Source organism: Citrobacter sedlakii, assembly GCF_018128425.1.
In the GTDB taxonomy this organism is placed as follows: domain Bacteria; phylum Pseudomonadota; class Gammaproteobacteria; order Enterobacterales; family Enterobacteriaceae; genus Citrobacter_A; species Citrobacter_A sedlakii.
This window is the reverse complement of the sequence record NZ_CP071071.1, coordinates 37,716-56,781: the sequence shown is the minus strand read 5'-3', so window position 1 is coordinate 56,781 and position 19,066 is coordinate 37,716. Positions and strand designations below refer to the sequence as shown.

General features: G+C 50.4%; 21 protein-coding genes. 4 read left to right on the top strand and 17 right to left on the bottom strand.

Annotation, left to right across the window (positions count from 1 at the left end):
• Positions 1-135: 135 nt before the first annotated feature.
• The 15 genes from JY391_RS22885 to mobH all read right to left on the bottom strand — a co-directional run bounded on the left by JY391_RS22885 (position 136) and on the right by mobH (position 14,138).
• The gene (locus JY391_RS22885) at positions 136-1,398 is read right to left on the bottom strand and encodes an IS1380-like element ISEcp1 family transposase (RefSeq protein ID WP_000608644.1); all 1,263 of its coding nucleotides are present in this window, start codon (positions 1,396-1,398) and stop codon (positions 136-138) included.
• 284 nt (positions 1,399-1,682) lie between these two features.
• Positions 1,683-2,000 carry a TraA family conjugative transfer protein gene (gene traA, locus JY391_RS22880; RefSeq protein ID WP_064754699.1) on the bottom strand — a complete coding sequence of 106 codons (318 nt, stop codon included), beginning with the start codon at positions 1,998-2,000 and terminating at the stop codon, positions 1,683-1,685.
• 78 nt (positions 2,001-2,078) lie between these two features.
• On the bottom strand, positions 2,079-2,657 hold the full coding sequence (gene traV / locus JY391_RS22875; RefSeq protein WP_000793435.1) for a type IV conjugative transfer system lipoprotein TraV: 579 nt from the start codon (positions 2,655-2,657) through the stop codon (positions 2,079-2,081).
• Positions 2,654-3,967, bottom strand: a complete 1,314-nt coding sequence (locus JY391_RS22870; protein WP_024131605.1) for a TraB/VirB10 family protein — start codon at positions 3,965-3,967, stop codon at positions 2,654-2,656. Before JY391_RS22870 ends, traV begins: the two co-directional genes overlap by 4 nt.
• Positions 3,967-4,884, bottom strand: coding sequence for a TraK domain-containing protein (locus tag JY391_RS22865; RefSeq protein WP_000794249.1), 918 nt, complete (start codon positions 4,882-4,884; stop codon positions 3,967-3,969). The genes JY391_RS22870 and JY391_RS22865 overlap by 1 nt, the downstream gene beginning before the upstream one ends.
• Positions 4,868-5,494, bottom strand: a complete 627-nt coding sequence (locus tag JY391_RS22860) for a TraE/TraK family type IV conjugative transfer system protein (RefSeq protein WP_001049717.1) — start codon at positions 5,492-5,494, stop codon at positions 4,868-4,870. The genes JY391_RS22865 and JY391_RS22860 overlap by 17 nt, the downstream gene beginning before the upstream one ends.
• A complete protein-coding gene (gene traL / locus JY391_RS22855) occupies positions 5,491-5,772 on the bottom strand; it encodes a type IV conjugative transfer system protein TraL (RefSeq protein WP_000805625.1) in 282 nt (93 codons plus the stop codon). Before traL ends, JY391_RS22860 begins: the two co-directional genes overlap by 4 nt.
• 144 nt (positions 5,773-5,916) lie before the next feature.
• Positions 5,917-6,282, bottom strand: coding sequence for a hypothetical protein (locus JY391_RS22850; protein WP_001052530.1), 366 nt, complete (start codon positions 6,280-6,282; stop codon positions 5,917-5,919).
• A 335-nt stretch (positions 6,283-6,617) separates the two neighbouring features.
• Positions 6,618-7,280, bottom strand: a complete 663-nt coding sequence (locus tag JY391_RS22845; protein ID WP_001231464.1) for a hypothetical protein — start codon at positions 7,278-7,280, stop codon at positions 6,618-6,620.
• A complete protein-coding gene (locus JY391_RS22840) occupies positions 7,280-7,657 on the bottom strand; it encodes a hypothetical protein (RefSeq protein WP_000869297.1) in 378 nt (125 codons plus the stop codon). The genes JY391_RS22845 and JY391_RS22840 overlap by 1 nt, the downstream gene beginning before the upstream one ends.
• A gap of 9 nt (positions 7,658-7,666) precedes the next feature.
• On the bottom strand, positions 7,667-8,113 hold the full coding sequence (locus JY391_RS22835) for a hypothetical protein (RefSeq protein ID WP_000122507.1): 447 nt from the start codon (positions 8,111-8,113) through the stop codon (positions 7,667-7,669).
• A 9-nt stretch (positions 8,114-8,122) separates the two neighbouring features.
• Positions 8,123-8,752 carry an IncC plasmid conjugative DNA transfer DtrJ family protein gene (locus tag JY391_RS22830; protein ID WP_000743449.1) on the bottom strand — a complete coding sequence of 210 codons (630 nt, stop codon included), beginning with the start codon at positions 8,750-8,752 and terminating at the stop codon, positions 8,123-8,125.
• Complete coding sequence (locus JY391_RS22825; protein WP_000228720.1) at positions 8,709-9,254, bottom strand: hypothetical protein; 546 nt, start codon at positions 9,252-9,254, stop codon at positions 8,709-8,711. The genes JY391_RS22830 and JY391_RS22825 overlap by 44 nt, the downstream gene beginning before the upstream one ends.
• A gap of 49 nt (positions 9,255-9,303) precedes the next feature.
• Positions 9,304-11,169 carry a conjugative transfer system coupling protein TraD gene (traD, locus tag JY391_RS22820; protein WP_000178857.1) on the bottom strand — a complete coding sequence of 622 codons (1,866 nt, stop codon included), beginning with the start codon at positions 11,167-11,169 and terminating at the stop codon, positions 9,304-9,306.
• Positions 11,166-14,138: a MobH family relaxase gene (mobH, locus tag JY391_RS22815; RefSeq protein ID WP_001326173.1), complete on the bottom strand. Its 2,973-nt coding sequence runs from the start codon at positions 14,136-14,138 to the stop codon at positions 11,166-11,168. The genes traD and mobH overlap by 4 nt, the downstream gene beginning before the upstream one ends.
• A gap of 167 nt (positions 14,139-14,305) precedes the next feature.
• Here mobH and JY391_RS22810 point away from each other — a divergent pair, with 167 nt between their 5' ends.
• The 4 genes from JY391_RS22810 to JY391_RS22795 are packed head-to-tail and all read left to right on the top strand — an operon-like array spanning position 14,306 to position 17,833.
• Positions 14,306-14,923: a hypothetical protein gene (locus JY391_RS22810; RefSeq protein WP_001249395.1), complete on the top strand. Its 618-nt coding sequence runs from the start codon at positions 14,306-14,308 to the stop codon at positions 14,921-14,923.
• Positions 14,905-15,138, top strand: a complete 234-nt coding sequence (locus tag JY391_RS22805; RefSeq protein WP_001191890.1) for a hypothetical protein — start codon at positions 14,905-14,907, stop codon at positions 15,136-15,138. The genes JY391_RS22810 and JY391_RS22805 overlap by 19 nt, the downstream gene beginning before the upstream one ends.
• On the top strand, positions 15,138-17,330 hold the full coding sequence (locus JY391_RS22800) for a DNA topoisomerase III (RefSeq protein WP_000366823.1): 2,193 nt from the start codon (positions 15,138-15,140) through the stop codon (positions 17,328-17,330). The genes JY391_RS22805 and JY391_RS22800 overlap by 1 nt, the downstream gene beginning before the upstream one ends.
• A 14-nt stretch (positions 17,331-17,344) precedes the next feature.
• Entirely contained in the window at positions 17,345-17,833 is a 489-nt protein-coding gene (locus JY391_RS22795) for a hypothetical protein (protein ID WP_004201072.1), read from the top strand.
• Positions 17,834-17,923: 90 nt separating this feature from the next.
• Here JY391_RS22795 and JY391_RS22790 read toward each other — a convergent pair whose 3' ends face one another.
• Together JY391_RS22790 and JY391_RS22785 are read right to left on the bottom strand one after the other, a co-directional pair.
• Entirely contained in the window at positions 17,924-18,202 is a 279-nt protein-coding gene (locus JY391_RS22790; RefSeq protein WP_000746034.1) for a hypothetical protein, read from the bottom strand.
• A gap of 232 nt (positions 18,203-18,434) precedes the next feature.
• The gene (locus JY391_RS22785) at positions 18,435-19,052 is read right to left on the bottom strand and encodes a hypothetical protein (RefSeq protein WP_000464630.1); all 618 of its coding nucleotides are present in this window, start codon (positions 19,050-19,052) and stop codon (positions 18,435-18,437) included.
• Positions 19,053-19,066: the final 14 nt, after the last annotated feature.

The window sequence follows — 19,066 nt, the reverse complement described above, 5'->3', positions numbered from 1 at the left end:
ACATTGTAACATTATTTACAACCACCTTTCAATCATTTTTGATAAATCATTGATTTCATCTTTGCTGCAATGATACTTAATAAACTCTGCAAGTTATCCACAGAGCAACACTCAATTTTATTGATGATATTCTTATTATACCAGACATTTTTCATACACTCCCTTGTACGGATAGTTTTCCGACAACTTCATGATTACATATCTTGCGGTTTTGATTATTTTTGCTGCAAGAAATACATACTTCAAACGAAAGGTCTTTATTTGCTGTCTGTATTCTGAAGAGTCCAAGGAATCAAACTTGAACAACAAAAATAGGTTATATGAAAGCATCATCATTTGAAACACGGCTTCATTCGCCCAAAATGACTTTAGCAAGAGATGACCCACCGCCATGTCGTATTTGGCTTCTTTGATATAGTTTTCAGCATTACCACGCTTTTCATAGTATATAACTACTTTTTCAGAAAGCAAGGTAGTATTTGTTACAAAGAAAAAGTAGTCGTATTCGGAACCTTCTAAAAGTGATAATTGTGCTCTTTCTTTTTCTGGTTTCAGTACGCGAGATACGACAAATCTTCTGTCTTTTTCCCATTTAACTAATTTTGTATACAGTTCTGTAGTTTCTCTACCTTCTTCTCCTTTAACGAATACAATTGATGAATTCGTTGCTTGTGAGGTGAGTGTAGAATAACTTTTGGCTTTAATTAAATATTTGCATCCAAGAGATTCTATCGTTTCGATAATTTTTTCATCAAAGTAGCCACTATCCATTCGAAATAAAATTTCTAAATCGTCTGATTTGATGTTAGCAACAATTTCTTTGATCATTTCCGCAGCACCGTTTGCAGTGTAAGTATTGCCACTTCTTACAAATCCGGTAACATATGCTTTTAATTCGTCGCAAAATGCAAATTGGATATTGTAGCATCGGTTTCCCAGTTTCTTAGGATTATATCCTTTTGACGCACCTTCTTGATGACCTTCTACGTTAATTACACTACTATCAATATCAATCGTAATGGATGTCAATTTACTTTTAGTGAGCAGTTTTTTAAAGACTTTAAAATTAATGTCTCTAAACATTTGGGTTGTCTTGAAGTTGAAGTTTCCTAGAAACCGTGACACTGTTTCAGGTTCTTTTACGGAAATATCAAACTCGTTGACGAGGGGATCATTTTGAAGTAGCTTTAGACGTTCTAACTTATCAATGCCAATGAAGTGACCGCAGAGCATGGTCTTTATATGATTCATCTTGATTTTATTTGTTGAGTCATTATCAAATACGAGGTCATTTTCAATAAAATCAAAAATCCCATTGCTTTTTGCATTCTCAAGGAGCAGAAAAAGACCTGCATTTGATGTTAGATTCTTAGCTTTGAAATCAATTTTATTAATCATAATTAGAACCCCTTTTTACTACTTTTCTTACTATTATTTTACCATATATCGAGTCATAAAAGCTGATAATTTAACATATTTTTGAGCACTTTTCTTTCACCCAATGGGTGAAAGCTGAATTTCGAAGGAATGCATATTTATCAAGGCTTTGATTATGCTTTTTGAAGTACTGACGTAGAATCTAGGGAAATAGTTGGAATTTGTTATGACTGGACTTTTTGCCAAAAAATAAGGGCAGCTTTTAGGCTGCCCCTATCACCCGTTGATTAACGGCAAGGTGTCTTTTACACCCCCAGGCCATTGCTGAGTTGCACAACAGCCGGGATGACCTTCTCTGCATGTTCCAGAGTAGCAGACATGATGGATTCCACTACGGTCGGGGAGTTGTACAGGCCCATACCGCCACCGATACCCATAGCGAAAGCCATGAGGCTCTGGCGAGCGATACCACCAACAACACCGACCAGGATCATCGCACCCGCAACGATTCGACCCAAAGTACCTTGGGTCCAATCCTTGAGAGTTACCCATACGTCGTCAAACGCTGTACCACCAGTACCAGCGTGGGCCTGATCCGGCACGAGCAGGAAGGCTACCACCATCAACCCCAGGAAGAGGAAGAGTGCGTTGTTTTTACTTGAGGCATTCGCCAACTGATTTGCGTTCATCAAGAACATCTCCTATTTGGTTGTTTCAGACTTCGGTTCGTGTTGTACCGTTTGCAGCGGTCTCAAAACTGGCTCACTTTGCGGTGTGCCATCCCCAATCACCCACCTGCGCGGTTCGATTTCGGTATAGACATACCCTGTCACGATGAGATCACCATTGGTGTCCTCCCAGGGAGCTACCCAAATCCGCATAACCTGTGCTGGTGTACGAATTGGAATCGGGCGATCCGGAAGACGCGGTGCGACATAGTTGTCAATCACCGGGTCTCCGGAGCTAGATGAGTTCGCTGAAACGTTTGAGGAACCTTCGCCATCCGCTTCCGCTTTGGCCTCGACTTCCTCTGGTTTCATTGGACGCGGGACATTTCCGTCATTGGTTGCGGCGTAAACGTCTCGCGCTGACATACACTGAACACCATTCGGCATTCCCGGACAGCTATACTCATCCTTGCCGATGTTGAACGTCGAACAGCCCGACAAAATAAGTAGCGCTGCACCCACCCCCAACATCTTTGCGGATCTTACTGCCTGTTCCTTTTGAGCCTCGCCTCTGGAACTGCCCTTTCTGGTCAAAATGTTCAAATTTTTCATTTCTTGGTTCCCCCGGTGGAACGAATTTGTAGCTTGGTTCCTTTGGTCACGATGATGTCTACCTGACGGCCAGCATCGACCTCGATAACAGGGAAGATGCCTTCGGCCATGTCGATATAGAACTGAGCGATGCGATCTAGCGCCTTACTGGCCCCCTTCACTGCTGCTCCCTGCAACATCTGGTCGGAGAACACAGACTGGTACTGGGTATTTGAGCCAGGGTTAGTGCTAACGACCGGCACAGGATTGACGTCAAAGGCTTCGGAAACGCCACCAAGGAAGCCTGCCATCAAGCTCTTGGCGATGATTTGCCCCTGCTTCGATACGACGCGACCACGGACACCGGCCTTACCGTCTTCACCCACTGCATAGGAATCCAGCTTCGCTTCTATGACACCCCCATCATCCCGAACGCACGAGAAGGTCTCGCCACGCAGGTACGCTCGCTCTGAACTGAGATCTCCATAGCCTGAAACAATCAGGAAGCACTCACGAACATCCGCACGGAAGCGGTTAGGCAAAATAGCCTCTTTCTGAATCCTGAGGGTCGAAGGGAACGGATCTCGACGAGCACCTTGAGATGTTGGTGCGTCCATACCGTTGATGAGCACCCCTGTCAGGATGGAGCCAGAAGGTAGGTAGATAGACTCATCATCCTTGTTGTCCTTCTCTTCAACTTCTGGCGCTTTCTGCGAGTAGCTCACTATTTGGATGCCTGGTTTAGTTGCATCACGACCGTCTCCCTTGCCAGTTGCAGGAGCCCCACCCTTCGAGTCAGGAAGCGGTGCGTCCCGAAAAAAGGATGCAGGATCTTTGTAGTCGAGCTTTTTCTCCATGAACTGACCATCACCACCAGATGCACCATTAACATCGGCTCTGGCATCCTCTGATGAAGAGGATGTTTTTCCACCAGCAGCGCCGGTTTCGACTTTCTTAGCCAATTCCATGTTCTTCTGGGTCAGGCGGTCCAAATCTTGACGAAGGCGGGTCATCTCACGGCCAACATCACTGGATTTCCCGGCAGTGGTTTTGGTTTCCTCCAGCTCTTTCTTGACTCGTTCCAGCTCCTTTTTCAGGTCGGAGTTTTCACGAGACACCATCTTCACATCGGCAGACAACGAATCTATCCCGATCTCACGGGTGTTTTTGTCTGTGAGAACGTGCTTGATGGTTTCTTGGCGACCGCGCTTCTCTTCTTTCTTGGGTTCACCAGAGAACATTGTCACGACCGCAAAAAGAACGAAGACGCCGCCAGCGATAGACACCCAACGCTTCTTGTTGGGGTCTAACTGTGTCCAAAATCGCTTAATCATTGGGCACCTCCCAGCAGCGATGGACGCTTAGACGTTGGTGCGAGACCACGCTTCTGCTTCTTCGCCACATAGATCTCCGTCTTCTGGCCGGGCTCAAGCACGTTAAGCGGCCACGTAGTCACCGCAGCCACATCCCAGCTCCCACACAACGCCTCTTTGAACTCAATAGGCTGATCAGAGACGTTCAGGGCGACACCGATGAACACGTTAAGGTGGTGGCCCATCATGTATTGCCCCTTGCTGAAATCCACCTTTACCCCAGGATGAGCGCAGCTCGGCACCGCAGCACCAGCAGGGATGCGGTTCAACGTGTAACCTTGAGGGACTTCACCAAGAGCAATCTTGCGGAATACCGACCGGATGGTTTCGACATAAGGCTGGCTCTGTTCCCAGGTCTCAGCCTTGGTATTGGCAAAAGCACCAGTGATACCTACACCACCATCGAGCTTGAGAAAGACTTCTCTGGGCGGAATACGACGGGGAACCATCGTCAGGCTGAGAGCTTGGGCTTCCGAGCCTTTTTCAGTAATGAACATAGTCACCGGATACTGCTTATCCGTGGCGACATAGACCACATTCTCTTTGATGCAGACCTCACCACACTGGCCGTTATCCGTCGCCCCGGTCAGAGATGTTGAAACGATCTCAGGATTGCTGAAAGGCGTGACGATTCGGTTCGGATGACCAACGGCTATCGGGATGATCTGGTTAACCCCCGGCTTCATCGTCAGTAAGGGGTTTTCATTCATGCTGCCCACAACCTCATGGGAGCTTTGTCCTGACGTCACAGGGGCAGGAACATCCTTTTTCATAACACTGGCCGGGACAACAGGAATGTCATCCGAGGCATAGGCCATTGAAGTTCCAAGCGCCAAGGACAGCGCCAGGAGCGAAAGTTTAGCGTTGTTCTTCATGCTTTCTCCGGTTTTCTTCTTTGCGCTGGAGTTGCTCCAAAACAGTTTTGGTGCGTGGCTTTCCTACATAGGTGTCGATGTAGTCCAGCACGGGCGCGTAGTTTGAAATCTTGATGGCGAACTCGTAGGAGCGTTCGCTACGCTCTTCGTTAGAAGAAGCCCCTTTGACGTAGGAATATCCGTAGACAAACACCTTGTCGCTCTTGGGCTCGTACTCAACAAAACGCGGCTCAAACCGCATGGTTACGCGGTCGTTCTTGATCTGTTGAGCTTGAATTTCGATGGCATCAATCACGTCCTGATAGATGCTCGGGGAGAGAAGCGGGGTGATCCGTTCTTTCACAAAGTCAACGGTTCCTGGCGTCACATTGCCAAGGAGCTGAGCAAAAGCGAAACCCCAAGCCTCTTTATAGGACTGAGAGGCGTTACTTTTCGTCACCCAGGCTTCTTCCGTGAGCGTGAAAGGCTGGATAGTGACGATGGTTTCCTTGCTGAATACTTGGACCACCAGCAGGAAAACGATAGCAATAAGACCACCCTGGAAGATTCGCCCCCACTTATTTTCTGTTTGGGTCCCTTCCCAGGTCTTGAGATACTTTTTCAGGTTCAAGGCAAATACCTCCGGACAAACGGGTTCTTGAGAGATTTGGCCTTGGTCATGATGAACCCGGCCCAGTAGATCATGTGGAGCAGGTATCCATCCGGATGGTTATCCCTGAATCGGCGATAAAGGTTGGTTACAAGTAACCCCCCCAGAAAGCAGATCAGAGCCTTACCGATGATGACCCCTATCGTTAGCCCCAAAAGCATCGGGGCCAACTCATCTGCGCTCCACAACAGCAGATGCGGGGGCTCATCGACCCGGCGCGGTATCTTTACAGGCTTCATAGCAACCCTCTTCTTTTCCTAGTGGCCTGTATTCTCATTCAGGGTCACTGATTTTCTGCCACGGCTTCGCGCCCTTTTCGGGCACTTCCAGCGACAAATAAAAAAAGGCGGCCTAAGCCGCCTTTTTTGCGTTTACTGGATCGGTTATTGATTTTGAGGAACCGCTTCCGAATGTTTTTCCGAAGCCGCAACGCTAACTTCATTGGCTGGTCGGGCCACCTCCAGAGTTTTCACTTCCTTGTTAGCATTGGCTTTAAACTTGAACATCAGACTGTACGCCGCCAGCAGGAAGAAGCTGAGAATGCCCCAGTAGGTCTGAACCGTGCCCAGAGCCTTGGCCGGGTCACTTGCAGCTCTGTTGGCCGTATCAGCAGCCAACTTAACCCACTGACTCCAGTCAAAACCTGCCGCAAAAGCAGACAGCCAAAACGCGACGGCCACTGGAACGATGAAGATGCACATCAGCACCGCGTTCATCAAAAACCAGAAAAATTGTTTATTAAGGTTCACACTTCCTCCCATTAACCTAGAAAATTGAATGCGTGTTCCAGGTTCATCCCTGCAACAACACCTATAACGAACATCACCTGCCAGACAAGGAACTGCCAGGAGATGAATGAACCAGATGAGCTTTCGCTTTCTCTGACGTGAGCTTGTGCGGACATAGACCCTCCAAATAACTTGTCGTCATCACGGAGTAATCGTCTCTTAATTGATCAATCTAGGAACAGTGCTGTTACGGCCCATTTTGGGCACTTTATGGAGGTTTATTCGAGGAGATGATAAGAGCGGGAGGCGAAAAACTTTCACATGTGAAAGTTCAAAGCGGCCGATGGCCGCTTGTTTCACACTGTTCTATTGTAACGGAGTTCTCGATAAGCATCCCATGCTTGCTCTGATGAGACACCTCGACGACCAACATCTGTGGCGCACTCAAGGTCCATCTTGTACTGCTTAACCTTCTGGTCTGCTGTATCGCCCCAGCTCATGGCTGATGGGTACTTGGAAACACTAAACACATTTTCAAGTTCAGCCTGATAGTCGTCGTTTTGTAACAGAGGTTCGGTTTCACCATCATCCCAGCGAATGTAAGCCTTACCCTGGAGAGCCTTCAAATGCAAAGGCACCAGTAAGGTGGAAATCACTTCGTCAGCCCTGATGTCTTTGTAAGCACACCAGTGAGGTTTAACGGTGATCACACCATTTACCAAAACGATGTCACACGCCAGTGTCGCTTCAACATTATCGTTAACATCCTGCCGAGCGTAGATCTCCACGAAACCAACCTGCTCTGGATCAACCTTGTCGATGAAGCTCCAAAAGCTGGGGTACGACGTTCCATCGCTGAGCGTCAACTGACCGTCATGCTCTTTCAGTATACGGTTCAGTTGTGCAGTGAAGAACTCTGCCGACACTTTTCTTGCCAATGGTTCCATATCACTCAGTCGTAGAGTGGCTCCTCCACTCCCCTCATACACCTCTCCAAAAAAGAAATCTCTCTTACGCATTAGACTTTGCCACCTTTAATCGCTTGCTGGGTCAGCTTGATCCAGTTCAACGGGTTTTCACAGTCAACATGGTTGCCAGCGGCACCAACTACCGTTTTGTATGCCTCCGAGCCTGCCGCTGTGTGTACAGCCAGCATAAACGAAAACATAGGGTCATTTTGCATGGTGCCAATCATCATTGCACTGGAAGTGTCTTTGAGCTGGCAGTTTTCAACCCGCAGATTGAGTACATCTTTTGCCACCATCTGACAGTCGGGACACACCTTCTCAAGGTTCTTGAGCTTTGCGTCGTCATTGAGCACATCAGGAGCCGCGATGGCAGTACCGGCTATACACAGCCCCAGTGCCAGCAGTTGGAGTCTATTAGTTACTTTCATGGTTCCTCTCTATATCGTTCCAATTTCGTTTCGGTAAAAGAACAGTGGCCCAGTGACTGTTCTGAGTTCCGGCGTTACTTGCTTTACTCTTGAGCAAATATGCTGCTTGAAAAAGTTGTGGTATCCGTACAACGCTGGGCGTGTAAATACGGAAAAGATAATGAGGGTGATGGCCGCACCAGCGGCCCACCCGATCACGTCCGGAGAGATAAGTCCTGACACGTCTGAGATACGTTCTGGTTCAACCAAGCGGCACACCACCAGCACCCAGAACCACATTACCGGCATCACAAAGATCATCTTTCCGACGCAAGCAATGAGCACCTTCACCAAATTCAAGCTCTGCGCCCAGTAAAGCCACAACGCAGACAAGGATTGGCGACGTATCACCTGGTAGACGTTCAATGGGATGTCGCACAGATGCACCCCATCTTGATTTATAACGGAGTAGCTCATCCTCCCTCCCTATACCCGTTTCTGGAGGTTGCCGAACGTCAGGCCAACCAGGACACAGCACGTCATCATTGTCATCGGGATGACAACCGGATCGAGCGCTATGGGGATGAAGAACGCGATGAACAATCCGGCCATCAGGTACATCGTTCCGCGAACGCTGTAACGATGGAGAACCGGACTCGCATAATCGAAGTTGGTCCGCTTAATTCGCCATGTCATCATCCCGTCATATACCGCAGGTACGAACAGGATCAGCATATAGGGAGCCCACGCGGCTAACAGTGCCAACCTTGTGTAGAACTGGTAAATGACGTTGACAAAGGCTTCCATGCGGCCTTTGACCCACACAAACCAGCCCTTGCCCATGTCCTGCATCCCCTTGGACTTCTGGCGCTCCTCTTCTGATGGGATCAGCGTTTGGTACATCCCCTCATAGAATCCTGAATCAATAACGCTCGACCTGAACCAGGTAGATGCTTTGTTCTGTATCCAGTCTCTTGCTTCGACACCAAGACTCTGTTCCACCAGCTCGGATTCCCTTTTGATGGCTCTGTCTGTCCAGTCGCCAGGGATCAGCAGCAATATTGCCAGCAACTCAATAACCAGCAGCCATGCGACCAGCAACCACGGCTTCTTCATAGTCGGTTCTCCTTAAAACAGTTTTCACGCTCTCACAGGTGATGAGCTCATACAGCAAGCCACGCAAAGAGGTCTCATCCTCATGGGGCTGCGGGTTAATGGATAGTTCTCCTGGATGGGAAGAAAGCCACAGTGAGAACGACTCTCCTGAATCGACAGACCATGAATCACCGCCACTATCGACAATTTGCACTTCCAACGCCCGGCAGGTTTCGGTGATCAGGGTTTCCAGAAATGCCCCAATTCTGGCCGGGTCTTCATATTTCTCTCTCTGCTCATGAAACACGAGCTGGCTGTAGCGATGCAGAGCTTCTTCAATGATCGGGTAAATCACAGGCTCCTGATTAGCCTTAATCCCGTCTGTGATGTAGCAGCTCAGCTTCTCGATGATGGCCTCCGATGCAGGCCAGTCGAATTGGAGGATGCTCAGGATGTGAGCGTTCTTGCGGCCACGACTTTTCAATTCATTCATAACCCTGTCGAAAGGGTTCACATCGACCATGATGGCTACCTCGTAATTTCTATACTTCTTGTCACACATAGCTCTGCTCTTACTGGGTCAATATGGGCAGACGGCCTTTTACGATTGTTCCGCCTGAAATTTTGGCTATGTATTCCAGGTTCGGAAGCATTCCCAATAACTGGGCTGGGAACAGATCAGCTTCCTCCTCCATCAAACGCTCGCCTTGGTTGCCTCCGTGCATAATGGGCTCCTTGCCATCCGAGTTCTGGCCTTGAGTCCGCATGACGTACTTGAGCCGGGTCTTCGGCAAGTTATCTGCGATATACTCCTGTGTTTCACCATCGACGATACGCAGAGCAAACGTGTTGTTGATGTTCCCCAACACTTGGAGCGCTTTGTCTTTGCTACCCAGTCGAGCTGCGAAGTCAGCAAAAGTCTGAGTTGCAACGAAAAGACGAAGTTTCGCACCGCGACCTTTGTTCAGGAGCTGGATGAACGGGTCGTTGATCACCTCAGCAGCCTCATCAACAAAGATATTTACGGGTCTGTTGTTGACGCCGTAGTTGTATCTGTCACCGGCAACCGCTGTCAGGTCTGACAGGAAGATGGACCCCATAGCACTACCAACCATGTTGTCGGTCAGGGAGTCGAGCCCCAGATAAGCAACTTGAGCGTTGTTGATGATTTTTGCGGAATCAGTGATCTGGCGTTCGTCGCTCAGATCAGATGAGTCTGGAGACAGCAGAGGGCCTAGCTCCCCGGACGTCAGCATATTCATGATCGGCAGGAGGTTCGCCACCATCTTGGAGAAGTGGGTTTGGTCGTGCTGGAACATCGACAGCAAGCCTTCCAGATCAGAGTTTGGGTGCTCAGGTTGGATGATGTCGTAGTAGAACTTCATCAACGCGAAAGCGATCTTCTCACGCGAACCGTTTTTGACTTTCTCCAAATAAGCCGCTGCTTCTGCCTCCCAGTCGGGCATAACTCGCTCTGAGTAAGCCTGAACGGCCTTGATGACCAAGCCAGCAGCGCCACCTTCAAGGAATCGGCGGAGCTTTGTCAGGTTGGGACGATCATGAGTGATGACCAAGCCCTGAGCGATGTTGTTCAGTGCCTGCCATCCAAATGATTTGAACGGGTCGGCCCCTGCTTCGGACGGGATCAACGCTGCCAAACGACTTGCAATTTCAGTCACGCGGGTGAAGTTACGCAGAGGGTCGATACGCACCGACTCTTCCGGGAATGCTGGATGAAATGAGACGAATCTTTCCGGCTGCCCCATAGCTTCACAGGCACGTCGTGCATTGTCCCGCATCTCCTTATCCCCTTTCGGGTCTATGATGATCACGGCTTCCCCACGCAGAATGGCCTGTGAAATCAGGATGTCGAACATACGGGTCTTGCCCGAGCCGGTGGTCCCAACGATCAGCGAATGCCCCTCAGTGTGCTTGAGTGGCTGCATCAGCTTCTCTTCTTTGGGTTCTACCCCGTGAATCCAGGGCTGGCCGATTGGCAGCTCCTTTTTCTTACCCTGTATCTTCCGGACAACCTTTTTGACCGTGGACTCTCTCCCTACGATGGAAGTCCAGTCGCGTTTCAGGATCTCAAACACGCGCTGGGCATGGCGGTTTTCCCACAGGAACCCACTACCAAGCCACATATCGTCCGGCGTGTCCTTGATGTACTTTTGGAGCTCCGCAATAGAAATAAACTCCAGATCACGCCCCTTCAAATGCTTTTGGAGCAGGTGAAGTTTGATAGCCTTTGGCAAACGAGCCATCGCCATCACGCCACAGATCCCCGTCATCCAATAGAAGGGCTCCGGAGGCATCGTGCTGACTTGCTCTACGGCCAAAGCCGCGCCGGAGGCGGCAAGCCAGCCTGCTACAGCATTTTTTTCATAGTTGGGCCGCCACGGCATCTCGTAGGCGAGCGGGTCATAACTCATTGTCATGTTTCATTTACCTCTAAATACAGTTTTCCCTGACGTTTCTTGAGCAAAGGCCGTCTCTGTGCCCGGCTCAGCATCCCGCAGAGGATGTGTTTGCTGATGCCGATGTTTTCACCGGCAATCATGTCGAAGGCTTTGTCACTGGTTACTAAGCAGCCATCCTCTTCCAGGACAGGTGTCACGAGCCATCTGCCCGAGCGTTTTTGGATCATGTCCTTGAGCATCTGGAGTGCTTTCTGAGGCGTAACACCAGACGGCAAGAAATCTTCCGCGTTGATGTCTTTCGGGTTTGTTTTCGCCTTAGGCGGCTCAAACTCCCTAACCTCTGGCTCTTCCCTTTCTCGCACCTCGACGTGTCCCAATTCCTTCTCACGCTCAACTTTGGGCTCAGGAGCCACTGGTTGAACCTCCCGCTTAGGAAGGCGAGCCACGTTCTGTTTTTCTTGGACCGGCTGGCGCTGCGGCTCTTCAACCGGAGAAGTAACATCGACCTTCTTCTCCTTCTGCTGTGGCTGGGAGTCCTTACCTTTCGCCTTTTGTTCAGGCGAGGGTTTACCGGCGTTAACCTCAGGCTTCTGCTGCTGCGCCTTTTTTCGGCTTTGTTGTTTCGGTGCAGACTTATTCTTGCTTGCATCCAAGCCAGGGGGAGAGACGAGCTCAAAGGCATCCTGGTATCCCCCCATTGACGCCTCGGCATCCTTAATGGCCGCTACGACTGCATCTGAAAGCTGCTCCGCCAGTACAATTGCCTTCACTCCGCTGAAATCACGAACTTTGCGACCTGGCATAATCGGGTCTGGAACAATCGCGTTGGCGTGGGACAGCTTCGAGAGAACCTCTGACGGCGCACCCAGCGACCGAGCGCCATCCGGGTACAAAATGACGGCTTGACCCTTCATCAGGCATAGGACTTCGCCCAGCGTCGTTTTACCTTCCAAAACAGGCATGATCGCTTGTTCAAGCAACGCCGATGCTTCTCCGTACCCGGCTAACATCTCAACGAGTAAGGTCTTTGCGTCTTTCTCATGCAGATTAGGTTTGTCCGTAGGTGGCATTGCTGGCGCTGGTGTTGTTTGTTCTGGTGCGTCAGTCAGCATAGGGAGCGGCTCAATCGCCCATGATGGCGGTTCATCAGAACTACCGAACATTGGAAAGTCATCGCCCTGCAGGGAGTTTTGTTCTTGTGGAACGAAGTCCTGTTTTGGCTGCTTCTCTTGCTTTCCGGGCATTGCCACATCTGGGATTTCTGAGTTTGTTGCGTCAGTGCTGGCTGTCTCTGCCGATGCGCTGAATGCGTCAAACGGAAAGTCGATGTCCCCCAGTCCACCCCCAACATCCTTGAGTGCTTGTAACGGATTGTCGTTTGCCAAAGGTGGTGCGTTTTTGGCAATGTCCTGAGGGGACAAATCCTCTTTTGCCTCTGGTTTGTGGGGTTGTTTCTCTGTATCACTCTTCGGTTTTGCTTTGCCCGGTTTGCTCTGCGGCTTACCCTTCTTGCCAGCGTCAGGCTTAGATGATTCCGTTGATCCAGCATCTTTTTGCTCTGGTTTCTCCTCGACAGCATCTGAGGTGCTTTTCAGCATCTCCATCGCATCACCAAAGCCAAGACCAGCTAGAGCTTTCTCTGCTTCCTGCTCTGCGGCCAACATGTCATCGTTCAGAGCTGACACATCTTCCTCTTGGTCGTCATCGACTTCCTCAGGATCAACGAACTCAATCTCAGCGTCCTCAACATCACCAACAACTTCCGCAGCAACAGCCGCAGGAGGCTCAGTCGTAAACACCAGGTCGTTTGATTCGAGTCGGAGCATCAAGATCTTCACCGATCCCGCCGCCTCCTGGAGCATCTCAGGCAAAACTTCCCAGTAGCGGTAGTACGCACGTTCACCCTTCTCCTGCACCGTGTTTGGTACAGCAAAACCACGTTCGATGAGAATGTCGGCCAGTGTGTCAGGGTCTCGTGGAATACCGGGGATCTTGTCGTGGCTGATCAAGTCATAAAGGTCCCCAAGCTGTTTCCAGGCAATGAATACACCTTGGTTGAGGTGCCAGACTTTCGCGCCTGGCTCATTGACCTTCCATTTTCCGGTTTTAACCAGGCGGCGGATGGCATCGAACACGTACCGCTCGACAGGCACACCATAGGAGAACTCGTCCACATCGAGACGACTCTGGCGAAGGTCCCGTGAGACGCTCTCTTGGTCAGCGCGAAGCATCAGCTTGGTCACAGGCTGATTGACGCTGGTTCCTGAGATAGCTTCCAGCATCGCTTCCATGATGGACGGGCCAGACTTGGACAGAAACTCCCGAGTCTCAGCCGGAATAATTCGATCCACCGCCAGCAGCGAGAATTGCTCATGTCTTTTGTGTCGCTTGTCGCGCCACCGGATAAAGTAACGGTCGATTTCGTGACGGTGTGCCCAGTCATGAAGTGACTCCGAATACGGGTTCCATGTGATTGACCCGTCTTTGTCCGTAATGGACACATCCGAGAGCGGTTTACCCACATCATGCAGCAGCCCGGAGAAACAGCTCGCCAGTCTCCAACGCGGCTCATTGTCACGGCGTTCACGAGGCGTCCCCTCGATGGAAAAGATAACTGACTCAGATGCCTGAGCTGCCCAGAAGGCCACTTCAAGCCCATGTCGGAACAGACCACCAGCGCCACGGTGGTGGTGTGATTCGGAAGCTGGCAACAGGTGAACAAACGCGGCATACCGCTGGATCACCGGCAAAACAAGCCGGTTGAAGTCGTCCACAGTGAAACCGAGAGAGTTCCGCACTTTCTCAATCAGTTCAGCTTGGGTTGCCAGTATCTTGTCTAGTGGGGCCACTGGCAGGCCCTTGGCAAAAGGTGGGTATCGAGGGATTTCTTCATCTTCCACGTCTTTAAGCGGCAACACTCTGACGCTCGGCGCGGTCTCGATCACTCCACTTCGCCCACCAAATAACTTGTTAAGGGCTTTCAGCATGTAGGTTGACCATATTCCTATCGTATTTCTCGTCGCTACATGCTCTCAAAACACCTTTAGATCGCACACACGCCTATCTGTCCAATTTGGGCAGTTTGAGAAACCAGCTTTCCATCCCCCCCCTTTTAGAATGGGCTCATCGACAATTTTTTATGAGGAACGACACGATGAGACAACTGATAGCAATTCTGGGAGTGGCAATTCTGGCCGGGTGTGCCTCTAACGCCCCCGAGCAAAAGCCTCAGCCCCAGACTGCCCCTGCCGAAAATGACAAACCTGCCCGAGTTAGCCGGGAACTGTCGATGGCATGGGACAACATGGGGCGCGGTGGTGCTGCATTACGTCAACCTGGTTATATCCATGTGCTGGGCGACGGTAATGTCAGCGCAACGATGAACAAGGTCAAAGATGACTCCGCTGGTTCAGATAAAACTCCAGCAGGGATCAAACAGCACGGGGATGTCAACGAAGCCATCAATACCTTCAAGTCCATGAATAAAGGCAAAGGCTACTCGCTGTACGAGTTGTCACGCTGGGAACGCTATTGCGATGGTGGCAAAGGTATGGACGAGCACGATTGGCGCTTTGTGGAAGCCGAGGGAACCACAAACATCCCCAAGGACGTTGTAACCGGCTGCATACCACCTACCCACACCTATAAAGATTATCTGAATGCCTGGACGCACTTTTGCACCAGTCAGGCTGTAACTGACGCAGATCGCCGCATTGTGCGCGAGTCCGTGCGTCCCTATTCAGTGGTGAACCCATGCAAAGCTCTGAAATAAGAAACCAGACAGAGCTAGGCCGTAAGGCTGAGCTCTTCGACGCTTTATTAATCATGCTCCAGGAGGCCGGTTCGAGGGGTAATTCCAGCGAAGCGGCCTATGTCATTTCTGGAGTCCTCGAAAACCTCTCCAGAGACTACCCCGAAGTCAAAGGTCTGGCTCAAAGCTGGACTGAGCTGGCGAATCTGGAATCAAAGATGAGAGGAGCTGCTTAATGGACCTTTATATCTGCGAGAAGCCTTCTCAGGCAAAAGATTTGGCTGGCGTAATGAAGGCCTCCCAACGAGGTGATGGATTTCTCCATGATGGAGGAAACCGCGTTATTACGTGGGCGTTCGGCCACCTGCTGGAATTGTATATGCCAGACGATTATGACGAACGCTACAAGTCATGGTCACTGGAGACCCTCCCTATTGCACCAGAGTCATGGCGGTACAACGTTCGCAAGAGTGCGTTCAAACAGTACAAAATTGTTGAGGGACTGGTCAAAAAGGCGAGCACCATCTACATCTCAACGGACTACGACCGAGAAGGTGAGGCTATCGCCCGTTCGCTTCTGGATCGATTCCGCTACTCTGGCCCTATTCGCCGAGTTTGTTTGACGGCTCTCGATGAGTCAAGCATCAAGAAAGCGCTGAACAACGTAAAGGATGGCAAGGATACGGTCTCACTCTACTACGCCGCATTGGCACGGCAACGCGCTGACTGGTTGGTAGGCATGAACGTGAGCCGCCTCTACACAGTGCTGGCCCGAGATGTCGGCTTCAACCACACTCTTCACGTTGGCAGGGTTATCACCCCAACCGTCGCTCTTGTTTGTCAACGGGACCGAGAGATCGCCGGTTTCACCCCCTCACCATACTGGACTCTGGGTGTGAACGTGTCCGTACAGAATGGACAGTTTGCCGCCCAATGGATACCACCAGAAGAGTGCAGTGACGAGCAAGGCCGGTGCGTCAATAAGGCCTATGCCGAGCAGGTAGCCTCCCAGGTCAATGGTGCCAATGCTGTTATCAGCAAAGCAGAAACCAAACCAGGTAAAGAGTCAGCCCCCCTCCCCTTCGATCTAACGTCGCTGCAACAATACGCGAGCAAACGATGGGGATACACAGCTCAGCAGGTACTGGATGCAGCTCAAGCTCTGTACGAGACGCACAAAGCGACCACCTACCCTCGTACTGACAGTCGTTATCTACCCGAGAGCCAAAAGGAAGACATTCCGGACATTCTCCAGGCGCTCATTTTGTCCGATCAGAACGTCTCTGGGCTGGTGGCTGGCGCAGATCCTCATCGCAAGGCCAGGGTATTCAATGACGCCAAAGTGACCGCGCACCACGCGATCATTCCAACACCGGCCAGAACAGACATCAGTGCCATGTCTGAGATCGAGTTCAATCTTTACGACGCCATCCGTCGTTTCTACATCGCGCAGTTCTACAGCGAGTTCGAGTTCACCAAAACCTCCATCGAGGTGCAGTGTGGGCGTCACCTCTTTGCGTCCGCTGGTAAGACACCTACCAAACAAGGCTGGAAGGTTTTGTTTGCTTCTGATAGTGAAAGCAGTCCCAAGGACGAGGGGGAAGACACCGACGCGCCGGTTGAACAAGAGAAGCTCCCCAGGGTTAGCCAGGGCGAACCTGCCTTGCTGAATGGGGCCGAGCTGGCAAACAAAATGACGCGGCCAGCACCGCACTTCACCGAAGCCACATTGCTTGCCGCGATGGAGAACATTGCCCGGTTCGTGACTGAGGAGAAGTTCAAACAAATCCTCAAAGACACAGCCGGTTTAGGCACTCCAGCAACACGCGCAAGCATCATCCAGGGCGCTGTTGATAAAGGCTACTTCAAGCGTCAGAAAAAGGTACTGCTTGCAACTGATAAGGCTCATGCGCTTATAGCAGTGCTTCCACCAGCCATCAAATCACCCGGCATGACTGCGGCTTGGGAGCAGGAGCTTGAGAAAGTTGCCTCCGGCTCCGGGAACATGTCTGTCTTCATGAAGCAGATTTCCACCTGGATCTGCCAAATGGTTGAGCAGCTCAAAGTGGCCGCACCGGTTCTGACCAAAGAAGGTGGCGCGATGGCTAAAGCCTTCGAGGGCGCGAAGCCTCCTTCACACGAATGCTTCAACTGCGGTGGAGAGATGCACCGGATCAAAGGGAAGAACGGTTTTTTCTGGGGCTGCCAGAACGAGGCTTGCAAGAAGACGTTCCCAGACAACCGAGGGAAACCCGAGAAACGTATCGCGGCGGAGGATTGTCCAGACTGCCCAGATTGCGGTAGCCCGATGCGTCTCAGGAAAGGAAAAGCCCCTGGCAAGAAACGAGCCTCTAAGTTCTGGGGCTGCACAGCGTATCCCGATTGCAAAGGCACTATGCCCTTCAAAAAGTCGGACTTTATGGATTGATAGAGGAATTAAGTATGTTTGGAAAAATCATTTTAACTGCGATGCTCACAACCAGCTCTGCCACTGCCGAAGATGCCGGGAAGAACATCGCCTCAGGCTTGGCAACTGCATCTACCCGCCAAATAGGTCAGGCCATCATGCCAACTCTAGCTATCGGCTCGGCCATTGCAAAAAGCGCAGGAAAAGGCATGGTGTTAGGTTTCGCTGAGACATCTGCCAGCTATATTTCCCACGATGACCTGAGCGCCACTCGAAGCTATCAAAACCCTGAGGCTGTTGATATGGCAAAAGGCCTGGGGACCTTGAAAGACGTCCCTGATTTCCTCTACGTCATTACAGACGTAAATGCCAACATGGCTGACAAATGCAAGCGCGTCTGGGAGCCTCAATCACTGGCTTTAAGCCAATTGATTGTTGAGCTGGTGGCACTGCGTAAGACGAACCACAAAGGTAGCTACGAACAAGCGCTATCCCACCTCGATTGTTCAATATTCACAAACTAAAACAATTAAGGGGCCGTCGGCCCCTTATCTTTAATTACCCAAGTTCTTTTGATACCTGAGCTACAATAGTTTTAAATCAGAATACCAAAATCAATTCACATGGATGGCGAATACTTCAACCGGATAATCTCCAAAGTGCGGGTGCGTTATGACGTTCCTTGAGAAGCCACGCCAAGGACGAATCTCTATCCTGGACATATCTCCAGCCTTTGGGTAGCCACACTTAACATGGACTTCATCATACTCGCGCCCCTCTAGTCTTTTTATCCAGTAGTCTGTGACGAGGCGATATTCATCTGGTTTTTCTCCAGATTTGATCTGATCGAAGTAAATCTTTTTTACGGGCAGATGAAGTATTCTCTTTTTCATAATCACCACCTGATAGCTCATCAGACTATCTAACTATTAGACAAAACATCCCTTTTTCAATTTCTGTCTCTCTCGCCTCATGGGCCAATACAATATCCGCGATAACACGAATATTCCCTTCATAGTTGCGAATGGCCGCATCCCGCATCGTGTCTAAAGTGTCCTGACACTTCGCTCGCCTGAATTTAACGAGCCAACTTTGCCGATCTATCTTGTCCACACCAAATCCCATTCAGCGAACCATGTATCCAGCTTCTTTTGCCGCAGCATCAAGCTCGGAGGAAAAGTTAACGTCGGACTTTTCTGCCGCGTTATAGAGGGCTCCACACTTGGGCCATGAGCGCCCTACCAGTTTCATCGCCAACGCATCCGCCAGCATTTCTCGGATCTGTGTTTCAGCCTCACCAAAATCGGCTAGAGTTTCGTCTATGCCCGACTCTTCCATCAGCTCGATGAGCTGAGGTTGTTTGAGCCAGACGCCTGTTTGCATTTCCAACTGGTCTCTTGCATCTGCCACCAATTGGCGTTCAAGGGTGACGCCATTTACGGTCTTAACAAATTGCTTTGGCTGACGCTTTACCTTTTTTGGTCTGGACACATCAGAGATAACCGTCACCGGCTTCCCACGCAGTTCACGCGGCAACGGTCCACTTAGCCCCAGAACTAAGCGACGAGCGTACTCATGCTCGTATGGTTTCAACCCTCGACCTTCACGGTACATCTCAGTATCCACCAGCAGATCACCGCGCAGCCTCGCGTTTTTCCGCACTTGTTCGGACAAGACCGATTTGCCCTTCCCGCTGGCTCCCATTACGAGCGAGTGAGATTCTACTTTGTTATCAAAAAACATAATTCCGCCCCCAA